Raw genomic sequence first — 22,461 nt, 5'->3', positions numbered from 1 at the left:
TAATTTAATCGAAATACGAATAAATTATTGTTCATTGTTAAAGCAAAATTGAGTAAATACCAAATTTTAAGCATCTCAACACAAAAAAAGCTCCTTTCGGAGCTTTTTTTATTCTAAACTTAAAGTAATCTGACCGTCATCATCGAGTTGAATATTTCCATCGTCAATATTGGTATTGCCTCGTACTTCTAATTCTTCGGGAACAACTTCTTCTGGTTCTTCATAAGGCAACGATTCTAGCAAATTAACTTGTTTCAACTTATCAGTCGTCAATTGATTTCCTAGCGCTTTCAAGCCTTTTACAGCGATGAAACTCTCGATATCTACCGTTTGATTTTCTTTTTGAACGCCTTTTACTTTTGTAAAAACCAATTCGGCCATCGGACGATAATCAGTGGAAACAATTTCTAATTGCGATTTAGGATGTTCTGTGATGAAAACTTCTTCTTTACCCTCGCTTTCTATCAAGAATCTTTTAATATAATAACGTTCTTTTTCGCCATCGTAATAAATGGCCGAAATTGGTTTTTTGGGATGCCATTTCTCCATAACAACCATATCTTCATCGAAATGAGTAGATAATTCTGGAATAATGACTTTTAATTTTCCTGTTTGAGAAATTACTAGAATCTTGTCGTTTGGTCTGAATTCGCCCAATAATTCTCCTCTGGCATCCACATTTAATTTTTGAACCGTGTCATCAAACCATATCTTTCTAGGTTTCAAAGTTGAAATTCCTTTTTCCTTGATTTCGATTTTCTTGATTGGATATTTACTAACCAAATTCCCCTTCGAAGCACGTCCTTTGATTGCCATTGTGGCAAAATCGACATCCCATTTCAGTTTTTTGATGGTTCCTATTTGACGTAAAAGAATCGTAATTACTTCGGCTTCACCATTTGGATTACAAGTAAAATACAAGATTTGTGAACCTTTGGTTTCATTGGTCAAATCGTATAATTTATCTCGTGTAACTCCCGAAACATTGAATCGCTTGATGTAAGCTGGACCAGATTTTCCGTCACGATAAATCATATTGTAAATCGTGCGTTTGTCGCTTTTGTCAAAAATAGCCACGTGAATAATGTCTTTTCCAACGAATTTCTTTTCATCGACTTTGCAAATCATCATATTTCCGTCACGGAGAAAAACAATCACATCATCTATATCGGAACAATCCGTTACGTATTCATCTTTCTTCAACCCAGTTCCAATAAAGCCTTCATCCCTATTGACGTATAGTTTCGTGTTTCTCAAAGCCACTTTTGTCGCTTCAATATTATCGAAACTACGTAATTCGGTTTGGCGTTCTCTACCTTTTCCGTACTTCTCTTTTAACTTTGTAAAATAAGCAATTGCAAAGTCGATTAAATGCTCCAAGTCGAATTTTACTTGTTCGATATCGCTTTCTAAAGCTTCAATTTTATCTTGTGCTTTGTTACTGTCAAATTTCGAAATACGCATAATTCGAATGTCTAACAAACGAAGAATATCGTCTTCGGTTACGGCTCTTTTTAAGTTTTGTGTAAACGGTTTTAATCCGTCATCAACCGCTTTTATTACATCTTCACGAGTCGTTTTGTCTTCAATATCACGGTAGATTTTATTTTCGATAAAAATGCGTTCCAAAGAAAGAAAATGCCATTGCTCTTCGAGTTCTTTCAACTGAATTTCAAGCTCACTTTTCAGTAATTGAACCGTTCGTTCTGTCGAAATTTGCAACATTTTAGAAACACCTACAAACAAGGGTTTATTATCTTCAATCACGCAGCCTAATGGTGCCACCGAGGTTTCGCAAGCCGTAAAAGCAAACAAAGCATCGATGGTTTTATCTGGAGAAACTCCTGGAAAAAGATGAATTAATATCTCTACCTCGGCAGCCGTATTGTCTTCGATTTTCTTGATTTTGATTTTCCCTTTTTCGTTGGCTTTCAAAATACTGTCAATCAAAGTCGTCGTATTGGTCGAAAATGGAATCTGTGTAATTACCAAAATATTTTTATCCAATTGAGCAATTTTGGCACGAACACGAACACGTCCGCCACGCATTCCATCATTATAATTGGACACATCCGCAATTCCCGCCGTCATAAAATCGGGGTAAATTGTAAAGGATTTTCCTTTTAAAATTTTAATAGAAGCATCTATTAATTCATTGAAGTTATGAGGTAAAACTTTCGTCGAAAGACCTACCGCAATCCCCTCTGCTCCTTGTGCCAAAAGCAATGGGAATTTTACGGGAAGATTATTGGGTTCGGCACGACGACCATCATAGGAAACGCCCCAATCGGTAATTTTTGGAGAATACAAGACTTCCAAAGCAAATTTCGACAAACGCGCTTCAATGTAACGAGAAGCTGCAGCACCATCTCCTGTTAGGATATTTCCCCAGTTTCCTTGGCAATCAATCAGCAATTCTTTTTGGCCAATTTGCACCATCGCATCGCCAATACTCTGGTCTCCGTGCGGATGGTATTGCATCGTGTGCCCAACAACGTTCGCCACCTTGTTGTAACGGCCGTCATCCAACTCTTTGAGCGAGTGCATAATTCTACGTTGAACGGGTTTGAAACCGTCCTCGATGGCGGGAACAGCGCGCTCCAAAATTACATAAGAAGCATAATCCAAAAACCAGTCTTTGTACATTCCTGTAACTTTGGTAATGGTATCGCCTCCTTCGTCGTTATTTTCGTAAAAATGCTGCATCCCACTTGAAGTTTTTATGTCTTCGAATCCTTCTTCGTTAGTTGAGTCATCTAACTCTTGGTTAGCGTCGTCTTCGTTTGGGATAATGTTATCTTCGTCTTCGTCCATTTAATTTCTAAAATCTTAAATTCCGTAATTAACTCGCCTCTATCGCATCTAGTTCCACCTTCAAATTCTTGATGATAAATTCTTGTCGGTCAGGCGTATTTTTTCCCATATAAAAAGACAACAACTGCTCCACCGAAGTATTTTTGTCCATCATAATAGGATCCAATCGAATGGTTTCTCCAATAAAATTCTTGAATTCGTCTGGCGATATTTCTCCTAATCCTTTAAATCGGGTGATCTCTGGTTTTGGTTTCAGTTTTTCTATGGCTGCTCTTCTTTCTTCATCAGAATAACAATAGATAGTTTCTTTCTTGTTTCGAACCCTGAAAAGTGGCGTTTGCAGAATATACAAATGCCCTTCCTTGATTAATTCAGGAAAAAATTGCAGGAAAAAAGTAATCAATAATAATCGAATGTGCATTCCATCGACATCGGCATCAGTAGCGATTACAATGTTGTTGTAACGCAATTTTTCCAAACCATCTTCGATATCCAAAGCTGCTTGCAACAAATTGAATTCTTCGTTTTCATACACAATTTTTTTGCTCATTCCGTAACAATTCAAAGGCTTGCCTCGAAGACTGAAAACTGCTTGTGTATTCACATCACGCGATTTGGTGATAGAACCCGAAGCCGAATCTCCTTCGGTAATAAAAAGTGTGCTGTCCAAATTTTTTGGATTCTTAGTATCGGGAAGATGCGCTCGACAATCTCTTAATTTTTTGTTGTGCAAATTGGCTTTTTTGGCTCGATCTGTAGCTAGTTTTCGAATGCCAGAAAGTTCTTTACGTTCTCGCTCGGCTTGCAAAATTTTACGCAACAACGCATCGGAAGTTGTTGGGTTTTTATGCAAATAACTGTCTAATTTGTTTTTTACAAAATCATTTACAAAAGTACGAACCGAAGGCATTCCTGGATCTGAACCCATATCGGTCGAACCTAATTTGGTCTTGGTTTGTGATTCGAAAACCGGTTCCATTACTTTGATGCTAATCGCAGTAACAATGGACTTTCGAACATCCGAAGCTTCGAATGGTTTGTTGTAAAACTCTCGAATGGTTTTTACAATGGCTTCGCGATAAGCAGCCAAATGTGTTCCTCCTTGTGTGGTATTTTGTCCGTTTACAAAGGAGTGATATTCTTCGGAATATTGTGTTTTGCTGTGTGTCAAGGCGATTTCGATGTCGTCGCCTTTCAGGTGAATGATTGGATATTCTAAATCTTCAACGCTAATGGTTTCCTCTAACAAATCTTTCAATCCATTTTCCGAAAAATATTTTTCGCCGTTGAATAATATGGTCAAACCATTGTTTAAGTAACAATAGTTTTTGAGCATTTTGATGATGTACTCGTAACGGAATTTGTAATTTTTGAAAATTGTTTCATCGGGAATAAAGGTTACTTTCGTTCCTTTACGTTTGGTGGTTTCGATAATTTCTTCATCCAAAACCAGATTTCCTCCTGAAAATTCAGCGGCTTTTTGTTTTTCATCCCGAACGGATTCCACACGAAAATAACTGGACAAAGCATTCACTGCTTTTGTCCCAACGCCATTCAAACCGACGGATTTTTTGAAGGCCAAAGAATCGTATTTCCCACCCGTATTCATCTTAGAAACCACATCAATCACTTTTCCAAGGGGAATTCCTCGACCGTAATCGCGAACAGTAACCGTTTTATCCTTGATGGTTACCTCGATGGTTTTCCCAGCTCCCATAACGAATTCGTCGATACAATTATCCATAACTTCTTTAAGAAGAATGTAAATACCATCGTCTGGCGAAGAACCGTCACCGAGTTTACCGATGTACATTCCGGGACGCATTCTGATGTGTTCTTTCCAGTCTAGTGACCGAATGTTATCTTCGTTATATTGGGTTTGATCTGACATTTTAAATTTTATCGAATTTACTACGTTCTATTCGTTCAAAGCTTTTTGCATTGAACTCGGGTGTGCTAATATAGTGTAATTTGATAAAATTTGAAAGAAGGAAATGTCAAAGTTATTAAGAATGTTTTTGACAGTGGATTTTATGTTTTGGATTAAAAACCTTTAACAATTTCCTTCAACTGCTTATCCAATTCTTCATTCGAAATTCTTCCTTTTTCAACATCAAAATTATCATTAAAACTAGGCAAGGAAAACGTAGCTTTAATATCTGCTCCATAACGTGGAAAAGCACTTTTGGCAATTTCAAGAACCGATGCCCCTCCTCTCGCTCCGGGCGAAGTAGCCATTAACAGCATAGGTTTTTCCTGAAATACTTTGGCACCAATTCTAGAACACCAGTCGAAAACATTTTTGAAAGCCACAGAGTAATTTCCATTATTTTCAGCTAGGGAAACTACTAGAATATCGGCGGTGGCAATTTTCGCTAGAAAGGATTGTGCCAATGGATGTTGCCCAATTCCTACTTCGATATCTACACCAAATAAAGGCATTTCGTAATCATTTAAATCCAATACATCTACTTCAGCATTTTCGAATAGTGAAGCTGCATAAGTGGCTAATTTTTTATTTATGGAATTTTGACTGTTGCTTCCTGCAAAGGCGATGATTTTCATAGTGACTTTTTTTTATAAAAGTAATAAAAAAATGGGACACAGATTAGACTGATAAAGCGGATTTATTGTTTTTGATTTCTAAACTTGATTTTTACCCCCGATTGCAACGAAACCCATTTTGAGAGGATTGCCTCTTTTTTCTTGGCGCAAAAGAGCGACCAACGGAAGCTCCTTTTTTGCCTTTGAAAAAATGGAAAGACGAAAAAATGGCGGAGTGGAAAGCGGGAAATAGGTCCAAAAAAAAACTGCCCAATTGCTTAAGCAGTTTTTATCTATTATCTAATAGTCTATTCTCTTTTATCTTTCTTACACGTTAAAACGGAAATGCATTACATCGCCATCCTTAACAATATATTCTTTTCCTTCCACTTTGAATTTTCCAGCTTCTTTGCATTTGGCTTCTGAACCGTATTGAACGAAATCTTCGAATGCAATAACCTCCGCACGGATGAATCCTTTTTCGAAATCAGTGTGGATTACTCCTGCAGATTGTGGCGCAGTGGCTCCAATATTGATTGTCCAAGCACGAACTTCTTTTACACCTGCAGTAAAATAAGTTTGTTGTTTCAATAATTTATAAGCCGCACGAATTAAAACCGCCGAACCTGGTTCAGTCAATCCCATATCTTCTAAAAAAACCTGACGCTCTTCGTAGCTTTCTAGTTCTGTAATATCGGCCTCTGCTCCTACCGAAAGGATAATCACTTCGGCATCTTCGTCTTTTACCAATTCGCGAACTTGATCTACATAAGCGTTTCCGTTTACAGCTGAATTTTCGTCCACATTACACACATATAAAACTGGTTTTGCGGTAATCAATTGAAAACTTTCCATCAAAACTTCTTCATCATTGCCTTGAGGGACTACGGTTCTTGCCGATTTTGCTTGAAGCAACGTTTCCCTGATTCTATCTAAAAGTGCTTTTTCAACTTGCGCTTCTTTATTTCCTGTTTTGGCAGCACGATTTACTTTTTCGAGACGTTTATCAACGTTTTCCAAATCTTTTAATTGCAATTCGATATCGATCGTTTCTTTATCGCGAATTGGATTTACATTTCCGTCAACGTGAACAATATTATCATTATCAAAACAACGCAAAACGTGAATAATGGCGTTACATTCTCTGATGTTTCCAAGAAATTGATTTCCTAAACCCTCGCCTTTACTTGCTCCTTTAACCAAACCTGCAATATCTACGATATCAACGGTGGCCATTTGAACGCGTTCTGGTTTTACTAATTCTTCCAATTTATTGATACGAGGATCTGGTACATTTACCACACCAATATTCGGTTCGATAGTACAAAACGGAAAGTTGGCACTTTGCGCTTTAGCATTGGATAAACAATTGAATAATGTTGATTTTCCAACATTTGGTAATCCTACAATTCCTGCTTTCATTATATGATAATTTGTTTAAAAGTGTGCAAATATAAGATTAAAAAAATGTTTGATGGCATAATGATAGTTTTTCTCATTTAAGAAAATAATTTTCATCTGATTTTGCAAAGCATTTACAGTAGGCATATTTCGAATTATCATTTTTGCAGTATTTTATATTTCTATTTAAAAAATGCAATTTTATTTGAATTTATTTTTAAACAATTCACAAAATTTAGAAATAAACAATCCCATTTTGAATGATTTGTTGAAAATAACTTAAATTGCGCCAACTTAAATCAAAACAAACAGATTATGAAAAAAATTACATTACTATTTTTTTTACTGAATATCAGTTTTCTTTTTGCGCAAAAAGAAATATCTGGTGTTGTAAAAGACAATTCGGGAGCTGCTCTACCAGGAGTAAATGTTTTCGAAAAAGGAACTAAAAATGGCATTTCGACTGACATTGATGGAGCTTACAAGATAAATGTTCAAGAAGGAGCCACGCTTGTTTTTAGCTATATTGGATACAAATCCATTTCTAAAGTTGCTTCGATTACTACAATTGACGTTGTATTAGCTTCAGAAGGCGAACAGGAATTGCAAGAAGTTCAAATTGTGGGATCCAGAAACACCAAAAGAACTGTGGTAAATTCTGCTGTTCCTATTGACATCATAGACGTCAAAACCGTGACTACACAAAGTGGAAAATTAGAAATTAATGAGTTGCTACAATATGTTGCCCCATCATTTAACGCTAACAAGCAATCCGGTTCAGACGGTGCCGATCACGTTGATCCAGCCTCATTGAGAGGTTTAGGACCTGATCAAACCCTTGTTTTAATCAACGGAAAAAGAAGACATCAATCGTCATTGATAAACCTTTTTGGAACTAGAGGTAGAGGAAATACAGGAACCGATTTGAATGCTATTCCTGCATCTTCCATCAAAAGAATTGAAATATTGAGAGATGGTGCTGCTGCACAATACGGATCGGATGCCATTGCTGGTGTAATTAATATTGTGTTAAACGACAATATCAATGAACTAACTGGAGCTGTTTCTTTTGGTGTTTATAATACCGATGCAAAAGGCGATTTTCCAGCAGGAACAGCGAACACAAAAGATTTTAGATTAGACACTAATGGAAATGGAAACAGTTTTGGTAAAAACCGACAATTTGATGGTGCTTCCACAAAAATTACTGCAAACTATGGTATTGGATTAGGGAAAAAAGGAGGCTTTGTAAACCTTACTGGTGAATTTTTAAACAAAGAAAAAACATTAAGACCCGGTTTTGATTTTAGAAAAGGATTTGGCGAAGCCAGTATTACAGGAGTTAATTTTATGGGTAATTTGTCACTTCCTGTTTCTGATAAAATTGACTTTTACGCTTTTGGAGGTAGAAATTACAGAGATACTGATGCTTATGCTTTTACTAGAAATGGTGGTGAGAGAGTTGTTGAATCTATTTACCCAGGTGGTTTTACCCCAAGAATTACTTCAATAATTATTGACAATTCTATTGTGGCGGGTTTTAAAACCAAAACTGCTAGTGGATGGAATATTGATTTAAGCAATACATACGGTAAAAATATTTTTGACTACACCATCAAAGGAACTTTAAATGCTTCTTTGGAAAATACTTCTCCAACCCAATTTGATGCTGGTGGACACAGTCTAAGCCAAAACACTTTAAATTTAGATTTTTCTAAAAACTATTCTTCAATACTCGAAGGAATGAATCTTGCTTTTGGAGCGGAGTATAGAACGGAAAATTTCGAAATTTTTGCTGGCGAAATTGGTTCTTATGCTACTTATGACACAAATGGAAATCCAATTACGAACCCAGCTACCCAATCTGCACCAATTGACCCAATTTCTGGAGAACCAAGACCGGGCGGATCACAAGGTTTTCCTGGTTACAGTCCAAAAAACGTTGTTGATGAATCGCGCTCCAATTTCTCGGCCTATGTTGATGCCGAATTTGATATAACTGAAAAATTTCTTGTAAGCACAGCCGTTCGTTTTGAAAATTATAGCGATTTTGGAAGCACTATAAATGGTAAAATTTCATCAAGATTTAAAATTTCTGATCATATTAATTTGAGAGGTTCCATCAGTACTGGATTTAGAGCACCTTCATTAGCTCAGATTTACTACAATACTAGTTTTACCAATTTTAGCAGTTCAGGAGCGACAGAAGTTTTACTTTCTGCCAATGATAGCCCTGTTACAAAAGCGTTTGGAATTGAATCATTAAACGAAGAGAAAGCCTTAAATGCTTCATTAGGTTTTACAGTAACCGAAGGAAATTTTACCGCCACTATTGACGGTTATATGATTAATGTAAAAGACAGAATTGTACTAACAGGTTATTTTGATGCAACATCATTAGGATTGAATGTGGATGCCGCACAGTTTTTTGTAAATGGAGCCGATACCAAGACAAAAGGTTTAGATGTGGTATTAGCTTGGAAAAAGAAATTTGACGAAAATACTTTTGGTGCTACATTGACAGGAAATGTAAATGATATGAAAATCACTAAGGTAAAAAATGGAAGTCTTGATGAACAAACTTTCTTTGGAGAACGCGATAAAGCTTTCTTGTTGGCATCAGCTCCCGAAAGTAAATTTGGTTTGAATCTAACCTTTGACAGAAAATGGTTTAATGCTGGTTTATCATTCACACGATTCAGCGAAGTAAAATTATTAGACTATCAAATGTATGAAGATGTAGCCGATTATGGGAGTTTTGCTGACCAAATTACATCAGCAACAGATACTTACAGCTCAAAAATGGTAACTGATTTGACTTTAGGATTCAAACTTTCAAAATCTTTAAAATTAAGTGTTGGAGGAAATAATATTTTCAACATTTATCCAGACCAACAAGATGACTGGGTTGAAGCTGGAGGATATTGGGATTCTGTTCAAATGGGTTTCAGCGGAGCTTACTACTATGCTAGATTAGGATTTAGTTTCTAATTTCAATCCCATAATTAATTTATAAAGGGCTGTCTTTTCGACTGCCCTTTATATTTGAAATCATTTCTGCAAACCATAAAAAAAATCCTGAACGCAAATTCAGGATTTAAAAATTTTATTGAGATTACACTTTATTAGTTGTGCAAAAATTCCTGTCTTGCTAACAAAGTTTCTTCGCTTTCTACGTGATTATCATCTGGAATACAGCAATCTACTGGACAAACAGCCGCACATTGTGGCTCACTATGAAATCCTTTACATTCTGTACATTTTCCAGGAACGATATAATAAATATCATCCGAAATAGGAGTTTGAGCAGCATCGGCATCTACTTCTTCGCCAGAAGGCAAAACCACTTTTCCTTTGATTCTAGTTCCATCTTTGTATCTCCAATCATCTGCTCCTTCATATATTGCAGTATTTGGACATTCTGGTTCACAAGCACCACAATTGATACATTCGTCTGTTATAATAATTGCCATTTTTTTTTAGATTAGAAGTTAGATGTTATAAACTAAAGTTATACGCTTACCGTTTTCTCTTTGGACTTATAACTAATTAAAGCTTATTTTTGTCCAAAAATACAATCAAAACTTTTCATATACAAATTACTTATGTCACAAAACGATAAAAAAAGAGGTTTTATTGAATTAGGAAAATTTCTAGGACAGTTTTCCGAAGCAGAAAACACCATAAATCCAACTGTTTTGTACAACAATTTATTTTTTGAAGATTTTGAAAATTTAATACGACTTTCGCAATCTCATAACGGTTGGTACACTCCAGAAAACGTCTATTTTTCGATTCAATCTTGGGCAACAGCCTTAACAGAAAAAAATCTCGACAAATGGCTTTCTGCATATAATTTCAACGAAGTTAAAGCTAAAAATGTTGGACTTATTTTGGCTGGAAATATTCCTCTAGTAGGCTTTCACGATTTTCTTTCGGTGTTGATTTCAGGAAATAATGTATTGATAAAAACATCGTCGAACGACCAATTTCTATTGCCATTTTTGGCAAAATATCTGATTTCGATTGGACCCGAATTTGCAGATAAAATCACTTTCATTGAAGGAAAACTAGAAAACTTTGATGCCGTAATCGCCACAGGCAGCAATAATACAGCGCGTTATTTTGAATATTATTTCAAGAACAAACCGAGTATCATTAGAAAAAACAGAAACTCGGTTGCTGTTTTGAATGGCGAAGAAACCAAGGAACAATTAATTGCTTTGGGCGAAGATATTTTTAGGTATTTTGGCTTGGGATGTCGCAATGTTTCGAAACTTTTTGTACCCAAAGGCTATTCCTTCAACGCTTTTTTTGAAGCTATTTTCGAATATCAGGACATCATTCACTACGAGAAATATGCTAATAATTATGATTATAACAAGGCCGTTTTCCTGATGAGTAATTTCAAATTATTGGATAACGGCTTTTTGACTATTAAAGAAGACAATAGTTATGCTTCGCCAATTTCGAGTGTTTTTTACGAATTTTATGACACTATCGAAGATTTACAAACTCGACTAGAATCTGAAAGTGAACAAATTCAATGTATTGTAAGCAATAATCTTGTAAATAACAGTATTGATTTTGGCTGTACACAAAAGCCAAATTTATGGGATTATGCAGATAATGTCGATACAATATCGTTTTTGTTAACAATATAGAAAAAAATAAGCAAATTATTTCGAATTATTTAACACTTATTCAACTCTGATTTCCGAAATTTGCAACTTAATTTTTTGGACATAAATTACACCATGAAAAAACACAACTACAGCGCAGGACCTTGCATTTTACCACAAGAAGTTTTTGAAAAATCAGCACAAGCCATATTAAATTTCAACAATTCGGATTTGTCCATTTTAGAAATTTCACACCGAAGCAAAGATTTCGTTGCCGTAATGGAAGAAGCTCGAGCATTGGCAATAGAACTTTTAGGTTTAGAAGGCAAAGGTTATCAAGCCCTTTTTCTTGCCGGAGGAGCGAGTCTGGAATTTTTGATGACTCCCTACAACTTGATGAAAGAAAATGGAAAAGCCGCTTATCTTGATTCAGGTACTTGGGCAAGTGCTGCAATCAAAGAAGCTAAATTTTTTGGAGAAACAGTTATTGTTGCTTCTTCCAAAGATGAAAATTACAACCACGTTCCAAAAGGATATACTATTCCTACAGATGCAGATTATTTTCACTGCACCAGTAACAACACGATTTTCGGAACTCAAATGAAGGAATTTCCAACTTTGGATATACCGATGGTTTGCGATATGAGTTCGGATATCTTCTCTCGAAATATTGATTTTTCTAAGTTTGCAATTATTTATGCCGGAGCTCAAAAAAATATGGGACCAGCTGGAACGACATTAGTAGTTGTTAAAGAAGAAATACTTGGCAAAAACGGTCGTAACATCCCAAGTATGTTAGATTATGCTAAACATATCAAAGCAGAAAGTATGTACAACACACCGTCTGTTTTCCCTGTTTATGCTTCATTATTAACTTTGCAATGGTTGAAAAATCTTGGAGGAATTCCTGCAATCGAAAAGATAAACAATGCAAAAGCAAATTTACTTTACACAGAAATTGACAGAAACCCTTTGTTTAAAGGAACTGCGGTTGTTGAAGACCGTTCTACTATGAATGCCACTTTTTTATTAGACACCCCTTTGCACACCGATACTTTCAATGCCATGTTGAAAGAAGCTGGAATTATTGGTCTACCAGGTCACCGTTCAGTGGGTGGTTATAGAGCATCAATGTACAACGCAATGCCACTAGATAGTGTGCAAGTTTTGGTAGATGTAATGAAAGATTTAGAAAACAAAATTTAGTAATCAGGTTGCAGATTGCAGTATAAAAATATAATATTAAGAATGCAATTACTTTCTCCCCAGCGGAAAATAGTATTTATTTTTGAAAAAATAATTTATTATATCAAGCAAGCAGAGGAAGAAAACCTTTATTATCAATTTGGGAATAATTAAAACGAATTGATTATTAAATGAAAATATTTATTTTGGTTTAAACAACTTTAAACCTTAAACTTTTAAACAAAAAAAAGAATGAAAGTATTAGCCAATGACGGAATTTCAGAAAGTGGAATTCTAGCCTTACAAAAAGGTGGATTTGAAGTTATAACTACAAAAGTAGCACAAGAACAAGTGGCTAATTTCGTGAACGAAAACAACGTAAGCGTAGTTTTGGTAAGAAGTGCAACCAAAGTTCGTAAGGATATTATTGATGCCTGTCCAGGTTTAAAAATCATTGGACGTGGCGGCGTTGGAATGGATAATATCGATGTTGACTATGCTAAAAGCAAAGGAATTCATGTAATAAATACACCAGCTTCCTCATCAGAATCGGTGGCAGAATTAGTTTTTGCACACTTATTTTCGGGAGTTCGTTTCTTGCACGATTCTAACAGAAACATGCCTCTAGAAGGAGATGCTAACTTTGAAGGTTTAAAAAAAGCGTATGCAAACGGAACGGAATTGAGAGGAAAAACGCTTGGTATTGTTGGAATTGGACGTATTGGTCAAGCTACAGCAAAAATGGCTTTAGGACTTGGTATGAAAGTAATCGCTGCCGATAGTTATATTCCAAAAGTAGATGTGAAAGTAGCATTTTTCGACGGACAATCTATCACTACAACAATCGTTTCTCAGTCGTTAGAATCATTGTTCAAAGAAGCTGATTTTATCACATTGCACGTTCCTGCTCAAGACGGTTACATCGTTGACGAAGCTGCACTAGCCATTATGAAAGATGGTGTAGGAATCGTAAACTGTGCTCGTGGTGGTGTTATCGACGAAGTAGCTTTGATAAAAGCATTGGATTCTGGAAAAGTCTCTTTTGCAGGTTTAGACGTTTTCGAAAGCGAACCAAAACCAGAAATGATCATTTTGATGCACCCAAAAATCTCGTTGACTCCACACATTGGTGCTGCAACTGGAGAAGCTCAAGATAGAATTGGAACAGAATTAGCTTCACAAATCATAAGTATATTGAGCTAAAAAATTAAATTAGATCGGTTTAAAAGGTTGTCTCAAAAAGACAACCTTTTTTTTTGCCAAAACTCTACTAATCAATCATTTGTTTTTGTAATTTTATAGTTCATTTTATCAACATGAAAAATTATTTCTACATAATAGCATTGATTCTCTTTCTATTTCTTAGTTGCAATAGCAAAAAAACGGCTGCGGTAAATACTGAAAGAAACTTGACTGTAAAAAATGATACTATACAAATTGCAAAAAATACCGTAAAAGTTACGAATGATACTATCCGAATTGCGAATGACGAACTTCAATATGAAGTAATTATTATTGACCCAGGTTTCAGCAGTTGGTTAGTTAGTAGGGCCTTTTCTCGGGGTCATCTTTCACAATCGTACATGGAAAATAAAAATCAGTTTTATGTTACGGAATGGAACAATCGTGTTTTGCAACCGCAGCGGTACAATCCTAATTTATACGAAATGTCTATTAATTACGACCAAAATACAAACTATGGGTACGAAGTAAATTATTTAATTTACAACTACATGATTTATTTTCAAAATACCTATAAACAAAATCTCTATGGATTTATCCCGCAAAGATAAAGTCACTATATTTGTAGCCATTTGGAATAAATATGGAGAAATTAAAAAAACGTTGGGGAATTACATCTAATTTTCAGTTAACCATCATATTTATCGTTTTTGCAATAACTGGCTCGGCTTCGGCTTGGTTGTCGAAACCTTTTTGTGATTGGTTGGGAATTGTAAAAGAAGATTTAGGTTTTTGGTTTACACCCGTTCGATTACTTTTAATTTTCCCTATTTACCAAGTACTTTTAGTGTTTATAGGATTTATTTTCGGGCAATTTAAATTTTTCTGGGCATTCGAAAAGAAAATGCTGAAAAGTATGGGATTGGGATTTTTTTTCAAAGAAGAAAAAAAGTAAATTATTTTTCTTTTTTGATCCAATAATTGTAAATCCAAGCCAATGTAAATGAAGGAATAAAATCGGTAAACGGAATAATTTCTTCAAGAAAAACAAAAATTCCACCTACTTTCCCAACAAGCCCTTTGTACATCCAAGTCATTAAAAATCCAGCAATTGGAGCCCAAACCACATCTGAATATTCACCAATTAATGGAATAGCGAATGACAATATTCCTATAGCATCGAATACTATTCCCAAAATAAGATTTCTATCTTTATTACTTTCTTTCTCTATGATAACTTCCTCTATCATTTTTACTATTTTTCAAAACAAAGATACGAATTGAAGTGGGAAGTTCGAAGTTAGAAGTTCGAAGTTAGAAGTTAGAAGTTAGAAGTTAGAAGTGGGAAGTGGGAAGTGGGAAGTGGGAAGTTAGAAGTTAGAAATTGGAAATAGAAGAAAAATAAAATCCGGGATTACTTCTTCAATGATAACCAAAATCTTTGTTTCTTTGTAAAAATAGTTCCAAATCATGATACAAGTAAAAAACATTCATAAATATTACGATCAACTTCACGTGCTAAAAGGTGTTGATTTGCATATTCAAAAAGGCGAAATCGTTTCTATCGTAGGTGCTTCTGGTGCTGGAAAAACCACGCTTTTGCAAATTATTGGAACATTAGATAAACCCAGCCCCTCAGCACCCGAAGGAAGGGTAAACACAGAAAATGGAATTGAATTGAAGATCAACGGGCAAGATATTTTGACAATGAATGACAAAACTTTATCTAAATTCAGAAATTTGAATTTAGGTTTTATCTTCCAATTTCATCAATTACTGCCAGAATTCACAGCTTTAGAAAATGTTTGTATTCCTGCCTACATTGCCAATAAATCACGAAACGAAACAGAAATAGAAGCCAAAAAATTACTCGAATATCTTGGGCTTTCTCATAGAATTAATCACAAACCCAACGAACTTTCGGGTGGGGAACAACAGCGTGTAGCTGTTGCCAGGGCATTAATTAACAAACCTGCCATTATTTTTGCCGATGAACCATCAGGAAATCTTGACACACATTCTGCCGAAAATTTGCACCAATTGTTTTTCAAACTTCGGGATGAGTTTGGGCAAACCTTTGTGATTGTAACCCACAACGAGGAACTAGCCAATATGGCCGACAGAAAATTAGTGATGGTCGATGGGCAAATTAGTGATCAGTAGTCCGCTGCAATGTTCGGTTTCTAGTAAAAAGAAAAAACAACTTCATAGAGATCCCAAATAATGAATAAATCAGAACTCAAATCCTTCCTAGACGATAAAGTCATCCAATACAACACGCTTGATTTTATTGAAAGTGATCCTGTCCAAATTCCGCATTTGTTTTCACATAAAGAAGACATCGAAATTGCTGGATTTTTGAGTGCGACCATTGCTTGGGGCAACCGCAAAATGATTATCAAAAACGCCCACAAAATGATGGCGTTAATGGGAAATTCGCCTTATGATTTTGTGATGTCGCATACCGAAAATGATTTGGAACGAATGAAATCTTTTGTTCACAGAACCTTTAACGGTCAGGATTTTTCGAGTTTTATAAAAGGACTCGAACACATTTACAAAAACCACAACGGTCTCGAAGCTGTATTTGCAAAACATCAATCCCGAGGTGTCGGGACAAATTCGACACAAAAAAGCATTTCCGAATTCAAGAAACTGTTTTTCGAAATCGAGCATCAGAATAGAACTCAGAAACATATTTCCGACCCTATGAACGGTTCCGCGGCGAAAAGAATTAATATGTACCTGCGATGGATGTGTCGCCAAGATAACAAAGGTGTAGATTTAGGAATTTGGAAAAGCATTTCGCCATCACTCCTTTCCTGTCCGCTAGATGTTCATTCGGGAAATGTAGCTCGAAAACTAGGTTTGCTGACCCGAAAACAAAATGATGGAAAAGCATTGGCAGAACTCGATATAAAACTCCGTGAACTCGACCCAAACGATCCTGTAAAATATGATTTTGCTTTATTTGGACTGGGTGTTTTTGAGGGATTTTGATTTATATTTTCAAGCTTATAGAAGTAAAAAGTGTTCAACAAGTTAAAAGTCTTTTTAATGATTTGTAATACAATTATTATTTTTATATTTGTTGAATAACACGCTACTTTATAGCGCCAATCTACCCAATTTTGGGTGTATATGCGCTAGTTTGTAGCGAGTATAATATAAGTTATGGGCAAGTGTAAAATGACAGACAACAACGAATGAACACATATTTATTTTTATGGAACCCTAAAAAGTGGACTTGGACGACACTTGAACAAGACATTGAACAAGTGGACTTAACAGGACGCTGTTCTCAACGTTGGAGTTGTGGAAATACAAAATCAATTCAACCAGGCGACAGAATTTTTTTACTCAAAGTTGGGACAGAACCAAAAGGAATTATTGCAGCAGGTTTTGCGACCTCGAAACCATTTTACGAAAAACATTGGAGTGGTGAAAATAAAGACACATTATACATTGACGTTGACTTTGAAGTCTTACTCAATCCTGACCAAGAACCAATCTTGACAGTTGACATATTAAAAACTGGAAATTTAGCTCAACAAAATTGGCGACCTATGGCTTCTGGAATTTCAGTAAGACCTGAACTTGTAGACGAACTTGAAGCGGTTTGGTTTGACTTCTTAACCACTCAAAAAATAAGACATAACCCATTCATACCAACGGACAACGAAATTCAAAAAACATACACCGAAGGAACTCCAAACCAAGTATCAGTTACGAAATATGAACGTAACCCATTTGCAAGAAAAAAATGTTTAGAGCATTATGGATTTACTTGTGCTGTTTGCGACTTCAACTTTGAAAAAACTTACGGACAAATTGGAAAAGACTTTATTCACGTTCACCATTTAAAACAAGTTGCAACGGTTGGACAGAATTACGAAGTTGACCCAGTTAAAGATTTACGACCTGTTTGCCCAAACTGTCATTCAATAATTCACAGACAAAAAACCCCGCTGACGATAGAAGAAGTAACGCAGTTCATTATAAAAAATAGACCTAACGATTAGTAAAAACATTTGCTTAAAATATGGACAGCATTAAATTAAACGACTTATTACGACTTGACAACCTTAACAATGTTAAGATTCGTTTCAATTTGATGTTTGCCCAAAATTGGAATCCGATAGAACTTTTTAAAAATGGCGACATTTCAACAATGCTGGCTGGACAATATTGGAATTACAACAAAAACAAATCATACAAAGCAGGACAAATCACGGTTGGACTCGTTAAGATAAAACCGAATGAAGATTTTTGGTTGCTTTTTCACATTGGACAAGTAACTAATGACTTGAATATACTCAACGGTGTTGGCTACAACTATCAAGACCTGCCCGAATACCAAAAATATGTTGGACGTTTAATTGTGAAATTTAAGAACAAAGCACAGACAATGATTCGAAATGCCGAATCAGTAATTGACGACTGTTATGTATCTCAAATTTTACCTGACACATTTGACAATGACCTGTTTCCTGGTTACGAAAAGGTAAATATCTCTTGGGACGAAATGAACCGAGTATTAGAAAAGGATAACTGGAAAACTGCACTTCAAAATCAAAAGGGAGTTTACTTAATGACCGACATTTCAAACGGTAAAATGTATGTTGGTTCGGCATACGGAGAAAATATGATTTTAGGACGTTGGAGAGCATATGTTAAGAATGGTCACGGTGGAAACGTTGGACTTAAAGGACTAACTTTCGACCACATAAAACATAATTTTAAATACTCAATTCTTGACATTTACAAATCAACTACTGACGACCAAATTATTATAAACAGAGAAAGTTGGTGGAAAGTAGTTTTACAAAGCAGACAATTTGGTTACAATGAGAACTAACGACAACACAAGCGGACAAAGAACCCCAGCCCATAACACGGGTTTGGCAAAAGTGGCGGTTCAGTGCTCCGAAGACACATTTGTGGTTAATCAAAGTTTGGTTCTCCGCATCAACATTTGTGGTGAAAATCGCCACCTTCGCCAAGCCCGAAACCGTTAAAAATTCCAAAAAAAAGTATTTATGGCTACTCGCCATTTTTTTGATTAATACTCAATCAAAAATCAAGTAAACCTAAATTCCCGACTAAAGTCAACGGCAATTGAACTAATTCGTATTAAATGAATTTGTAACTGTTTCTGTATTCCAAAGGAGATAATTTAATAAACGAATGAACAAACTGATGCTATTGAATCCTCATAGATAGCCAATTTCCGAAACGGTATGGTCTTTTTTGATTAATAATTGATATGCCAAAGCAATCCGGAATTTGATAAATACAAAAAAAATAGCAACTTTAATCTTCAAAACTACACAAGTTTTTTCTAAAATATGCCGTATTTATTTTATGGTACAATTCCTTGCCGTGAATAAAAATAATTAAAAAGGGGTTGGTAGAATATAGCTTCAACTTTCCTTAAAACCGACCGAATAATCCTTTAAAGCAAGATTTTACTTGTTTTGGTTTAGAAAAGTCTAAAAAATTCCCATTTACCTAAAAATTCTAAAAAATTCTTATTTATTCCTTTTCTAAATATTTAAAATTGATTTTAAATTGGTAGCATTTTTTTTAAAAAAAAATGTAGTTTAAAACCTATTTAAATTTGATTTTATGTATTTTGTCTATATTTTTTGCGTTTTATCGACTATTTATGAAATATTTAATAGTATATTTATAGAAATAATTCTAGACAAACCAAATAAAAAAAGGACAACTATAAAATAAGTTATTATTTAAATTAAAATCTCCAAGCAATGAATGTTATTTACAAAATAGTTTTGGCAGAAGATAATTCGGTTCTATCCTTATTATTAAAATTCAGATTAGAGAAAGAAGGATACAAACTCCTAATTGCCGTAGACGGAAAGCAAGCAATTGAATTAATTGAAGAGTACAATCCAGAACTAATATTGACAGATATAATGATGCCTTTCGTAAGTGGATTGGAAGTAATAAGCTATGTTAGAAACAAATTGAACTTAAAAACTCCAATAATAGTTTTTTCGTCAGCTGGGCAAGAAGAAATCGTGCTTAAAGCATTTGATCTTGGGGCAACTGATTTTATGAGCAAACCATTTAGCCCTCACGAATTAGTAATCAGGGTAAAAAGATTATTGAAATAGTAATTCAAAAAACAAATAAAGGCTCCAAATATGAATGAAAACCTACACATTCTAGAATCTTTAAAACACTCCTCACCAATAATCCAATTGATATGGGGTTTAAGTTGTTTGTTTTTTATAATTATTGCAATATTAACTTTTTACCTTAAATATTTAAGAAATCATTTAAGAGTTAATGAAAAGATTGAAACTAAATATCAAGAGATATATGAGTCTTACCTTGTCACCTACTTGTATGCAGGAAATGACGAGGAAGCTTTTAGTTCTGAGCAACAAATAATTATAGAAAAATTAAAAAAATACGCCGCTGATCCTTTTAAAAGAAAAATAATTGTTTCAACATTATTAAAGCTACGAAATGAGATATCTGGTGAAATGGGGGAATCTATTGATAAACTCTTTATCAAATTGGGGCTTTTACGTTACTCATTAGCCAAACTGAGAAGTAAAAAATGGGATGTTATTGCTATTGGAATAAGGGAACTTACACAATTTAAAATAAAAGCAGTTCATAAAATAATAATGAACAACATCAACCATCCAAAGAGAGAAGTTCGCAAAGAAATGCAATTTTACTTGGTTCATTTGTATGCTTTTGAGGGACTTGAGTTTTTAAACGTTTTAGAAACCCCATTATCCGAATGGGATCAGATTCAATTACTGGAAGTACTTCAGCTCAACAATAATACACAAATTGCTGACATAAAACCTTGGTTAAAATCTTCAAATGATTCTGTAGTCATTTTTGCTTTAAAAATTGCCAAAGTTTACAATCAATTTGAAGCAAAAGAAGTACTTATCGAACTGTTAAATCACAAGTGTGAAGATGTAAGAATCAATGCTATTTCTGCCTTAAGTCATTTGAACATAATTGAAGCTAAAAATATATTGAAAAATAATTTTAACGACCGCGGTCATGAAGAACAAATCGGATTTCTTAAGATGATGGAAAATGTATACGAGGCTAGTGACAAAACTTTTTTAATGGAACACATTAATCACAAAAGTACCGAAATTAAGTTATTGGTAATAGAAGTTTTGAAAAACATCAATTTTGAAGAGTTTGCGTTAAATGAAGCCGAATTAAAAAAAACATTAACTGCCTAAAACCAATTGGTCATGTATACAAGTACTTTACAAATTATAATGACAATCATTCATTATTTCTTTCTTGTTTTTTCTGCAATTGCAATTGCATCTTATGTCATATTAGCGATAATTTCTGCTATAGAGACAATTGAATATATGAAGAAAAACAGCTTTGTCAACTACAAAGAAATATTATCTTCGACTTTTTCTCCTTCAATTTCAATTATAGCTCCTGCCTACAACGAAAGTTTGAACATTGTAGAAAACGTTCGTTCCTTACTATCGAGTTATTATGTGAATTATGATGTTATCATTGTAAATGATGGAAGTAAAGATGATAGTCTAAGCAAACTTATAGAAGCCTACGACCTAATACAAATAGACAATCTTTTCAATGAACATATTAAAACAAAACCATTAAGAAAAGGTATTTATAAATCTACAAATCCTGCATTTGATAAATTAACCGTGATTGACAAAGAGAATGGAGGAAAAGCTGATGCCTTAAATATGGGATTAAATATGAGCAAAAACAAATATGTTGCTTGTATAGATGTGGATTGTTTGCTATTGGAAGACGCACTTCAAAAATTGATAAAACCATTTCTGGAAACAACTGACGTTAAAGTAATTGCCGCAGGTGGTGTAATAAGAATCGCAAATTCATGTACTGTCAAAGACGGTAAATTACTTGATGTAAACTTTCCTAAAACTTGGTTGGAACAAGGACAAATATTAGAATACTTGAGAGCTTTTTTATTGGGAAGAATGGCATGGAGTAGACTAAATGGTTTGTTGGTAATTTCAGGAGCTTTTGGTTTATTTGATAAAAAAATAGCCATTAAGGTGGGTGGTTACGACACCAATACCGTAGGGGAAGACATGGAAATTATTGTACGAATGAGGCGATATATGGAAGATCAAAAACAAAAATACAAAGTGGCATATATCCCGGATCCTCTTTGCTGGACAGAAGCTCCAGATAATTACAAAACATTTATTTCACAAAGAAACAGATGGACTCGTGGAACTATCGAAACACTTAAAAAACACCGTAAAATAGGGTTTAATCCTAAATATAAATCCTTGGGACTTATCAGTTATCCGTATTGGTTCTTTTTTGAAAGAATGGCTCCAATTATTGAAGTTACCGGTATAATTTATTTTGGAATTCTTATATTTCTTAATGAAGTAAGATGGGATTATGCATTTGCATTTATTATTGTGGCCTATTTATTTTCGGTACTGTTTTCAATAGTTGCCATTGTTTCAGAGGAACTTACTTATCACCAATATAAAAAAAAGTCTATTGGTTTTAAATTAATAATGATAGCTTTCCTGGAACCTTTTGTCAATCATCCAACTATTCTATATTCAGCCATAAAGGGAAATATAGATTACTATTTTTACAAAAAAATAGAATGGGGAACTATGACACGAAAAGGAATGACTAAAGCATAATGTTTAAAGCATAATTCTAAAAA

20 protein-coding genes are annotated in these 22,461 nt (G+C 34.6%); 14 read left to right on the top strand and 6 right to left on the bottom strand.

The window, feature by feature from the left end; genetic code table 11:
- Positions 1-108: 108 nt before the first annotated feature.
- The 4 genes from FNW17_RS05550 to ychF form a co-directional block, all read right to left on the bottom strand.
- A complete protein-coding gene (locus FNW17_RS05550; RefSeq protein ID WP_144071085.1) occupies positions 109-2,814 on the bottom strand; it encodes a DNA gyrase/topoisomerase IV subunit A in 2,706 nt (901 codons plus the stop codon).
- A gap of 28 nt (positions 2,815-2,842) precedes the next feature.
- Positions 2,843-4,705 carry a DNA topoisomerase IV subunit B gene (locus tag FNW17_RS05545; RefSeq protein WP_143389924.1) on the bottom strand — a complete coding sequence of 621 codons (1,863 nt, stop codon included), beginning with the start codon at positions 4,703-4,705 and terminating at the stop codon, positions 2,843-2,845.
- Positions 4,706-4,857: 152 nt separating this feature from the next.
- The gene (locus FNW17_RS05540; protein WP_144071084.1) at positions 4,858-5,379 is read right to left on the bottom strand and encodes an NADPH-dependent FMN reductase; all 522 of its coding nucleotides are present in this window, start codon (positions 5,377-5,379) and stop codon (positions 4,858-4,860) included.
- A 306-nt stretch (positions 5,380-5,685) separates the two neighbouring features.
- The gene (ychF, locus tag FNW17_RS05535) at positions 5,686-6,780 is read right to left on the bottom strand and encodes a redox-regulated ATPase YchF (RefSeq protein WP_143389926.1); all 1,095 of its coding nucleotides are present in this window, start codon (positions 6,778-6,780) and stop codon (positions 5,686-5,688) included.
- A gap of 294 nt (positions 6,781-7,074) precedes the next feature.
- Between ychF and FNW17_RS05530 the strand changes: the two genes are divergently transcribed.
- Positions 7,075-9,750: a TonB-dependent receptor gene (locus tag FNW17_RS05530; protein ID WP_144071083.1), complete on the top strand. Its 2,676-nt coding sequence runs from the start codon at positions 7,075-7,077 to the stop codon at positions 9,748-9,750.
- Between the two features lie 134 nt (positions 9,751-9,884).
- On the opposite strand, the gene FNW17_RS05525 is transcribed toward FNW17_RS05530, so the two are convergent.
- Positions 9,885-10,232 carry a 4Fe-4S dicluster domain-containing protein gene (locus FNW17_RS05525; RefSeq protein WP_143389928.1) on the bottom strand — a complete coding sequence of 116 codons (348 nt, stop codon included), beginning with the start codon at positions 10,230-10,232 and terminating at the stop codon, positions 9,885-9,887.
- Positions 10,233-10,364: 132 nt separating this feature from the next.
- On the opposite strand from FNW17_RS05525, the gene FNW17_RS05520 reads away from it, so the two are divergent.
- The 5 genes from FNW17_RS05520 (at position 10,365) to FNW17_RS05500 (ending at position 14,703) form a co-directional block, all read left to right on the top strand.
- Positions 10,365-11,423, top strand: coding sequence for an acyl-CoA reductase (locus FNW17_RS05520; RefSeq protein ID WP_144071082.1), 1,059 nt, complete (start codon positions 10,365-10,367; stop codon positions 11,421-11,423).
- A gap of 93 nt (positions 11,424-11,516) precedes the next feature.
- On the top strand, positions 11,517-12,587 hold the full coding sequence (serC, locus tag FNW17_RS05515; RefSeq protein ID WP_143389930.1) for a 3-phosphoserine/phosphohydroxythreonine transaminase: 1,071 nt from the start codon (positions 11,517-11,519) through the stop codon (positions 12,585-12,587).
- Positions 12,588-12,818: 231 nt separating this feature from the next.
- Positions 12,819-13,769: a D-2-hydroxyacid dehydrogenase gene (locus FNW17_RS05510; RefSeq protein ID WP_144071081.1), complete on the top strand. Its 951-nt coding sequence runs from the start codon at positions 12,819-12,821 to the stop codon at positions 13,767-13,769.
- Between the two features lie 113 nt (positions 13,770-13,882).
- Complete coding sequence (locus tag FNW17_RS05505) at positions 13,883-14,359, top strand: DUF6146 family protein (protein WP_144071080.1); 477 nt, start codon at positions 13,883-13,885, stop codon at positions 14,357-14,359.
- A gap of 32 nt (positions 14,360-14,391) precedes the next feature.
- Positions 14,392-14,703: a DUF6787 family protein gene (locus FNW17_RS05500; protein ID WP_144071079.1), complete on the top strand. Its 312-nt coding sequence runs from the start codon at positions 14,392-14,394 to the stop codon at positions 14,701-14,703.
- 1 nt (position 14,704) lies between these two features.
- Here FNW17_RS05500 and FNW17_RS05495 read toward each other — a convergent pair whose 3' ends face one another.
- Positions 14,705-14,998 (bottom strand): hypothetical protein, encoded by a 294-nt coding sequence (locus FNW17_RS05495; protein ID WP_144071078.1) that lies wholly within the window; start codon positions 14,996-14,998, stop codon positions 14,705-14,707.
- A 220-nt stretch (positions 14,999-15,218) separates the two neighbouring features.
- Between FNW17_RS05495 and FNW17_RS05490 the strand changes: the two genes are divergently transcribed.
- From FNW17_RS05490 to FNW17_RS05455, 8 genes are all read left to right on the top strand, one after another.
- Complete coding sequence (locus FNW17_RS05490; RefSeq protein WP_143389936.1) at positions 15,219-15,911, top strand: ABC transporter ATP-binding protein; 693 nt, start codon at positions 15,219-15,221, stop codon at positions 15,909-15,911.
- 60 nt (positions 15,912-15,971) lie between these two features.
- Positions 15,972-16,748, top strand: coding sequence for a TIGR02757 family protein (locus FNW17_RS05485; RefSeq protein WP_143389937.1), 777 nt, complete (start codon positions 15,972-15,974; stop codon positions 16,746-16,748).
- 206 nt (positions 16,749-16,954) lie between these two features.
- Positions 16,955-17,770 carry an HNH endonuclease gene (locus FNW17_RS05480; RefSeq protein WP_144071077.1) on the top strand — a complete coding sequence of 272 codons (816 nt, stop codon included), beginning with the start codon at positions 16,955-16,957 and terminating at the stop codon, positions 17,768-17,770.
- Positions 17,771-17,790: 20 nt separating this feature from the next.
- Positions 17,791-18,606: a GIY-YIG nuclease family protein gene (locus tag FNW17_RS05475; protein WP_144071076.1), complete on the top strand. Its 816-nt coding sequence runs from the start codon at positions 17,791-17,793 to the stop codon at positions 18,604-18,606.
- Positions 18,596-18,766: a hypothetical protein gene (locus tag FNW17_RS16265; RefSeq protein ID WP_185964783.1), complete on the top strand. Its 171-nt coding sequence runs from the start codon at positions 18,596-18,598 to the stop codon at positions 18,764-18,766. Before FNW17_RS05475 ends, FNW17_RS16265 begins: the two co-directional genes overlap by 11 nt.
- 753 nt (positions 18,767-19,519) lie before the next feature.
- Positions 19,520-19,888 (top strand): response regulator transcription factor, encoded by a 369-nt coding sequence (locus FNW17_RS05465; protein ID WP_143389941.1) that lies wholly within the window; start codon positions 19,520-19,522, stop codon positions 19,886-19,888.
- A gap of 30 nt (positions 19,889-19,918) precedes the next feature.
- On the top strand, positions 19,919-20,995 hold the full coding sequence (locus tag FNW17_RS05460) for a HEAT repeat domain-containing protein (RefSeq protein WP_143389942.1): 1,077 nt from the start codon (positions 19,919-19,921) through the stop codon (positions 20,993-20,995).
- 12 nt (positions 20,996-21,007) lie between these two features.
- Positions 21,008-22,438 (top strand): glycosyltransferase family 2 protein, encoded by a 1,431-nt coding sequence (locus tag FNW17_RS05455; protein WP_143389943.1) that lies wholly within the window; start codon positions 21,008-21,010, stop codon positions 22,436-22,438.
- Positions 22,439-22,461: the final 23 nt, after the last annotated feature.

This window comes from Flavobacterium franklandianum (assembly GCF_007097365.1).
Taxonomy (GTDB): domain Bacteria; phylum Bacteroidota; class Bacteroidia; order Flavobacteriales; family Flavobacteriaceae; genus Flavobacterium; species Flavobacterium franklandianum.
The sequence above is the reverse complement of the archived record's forward strand: the minus strand, read 5'-3'. Positions and strand labels throughout refer to the sequence as shown.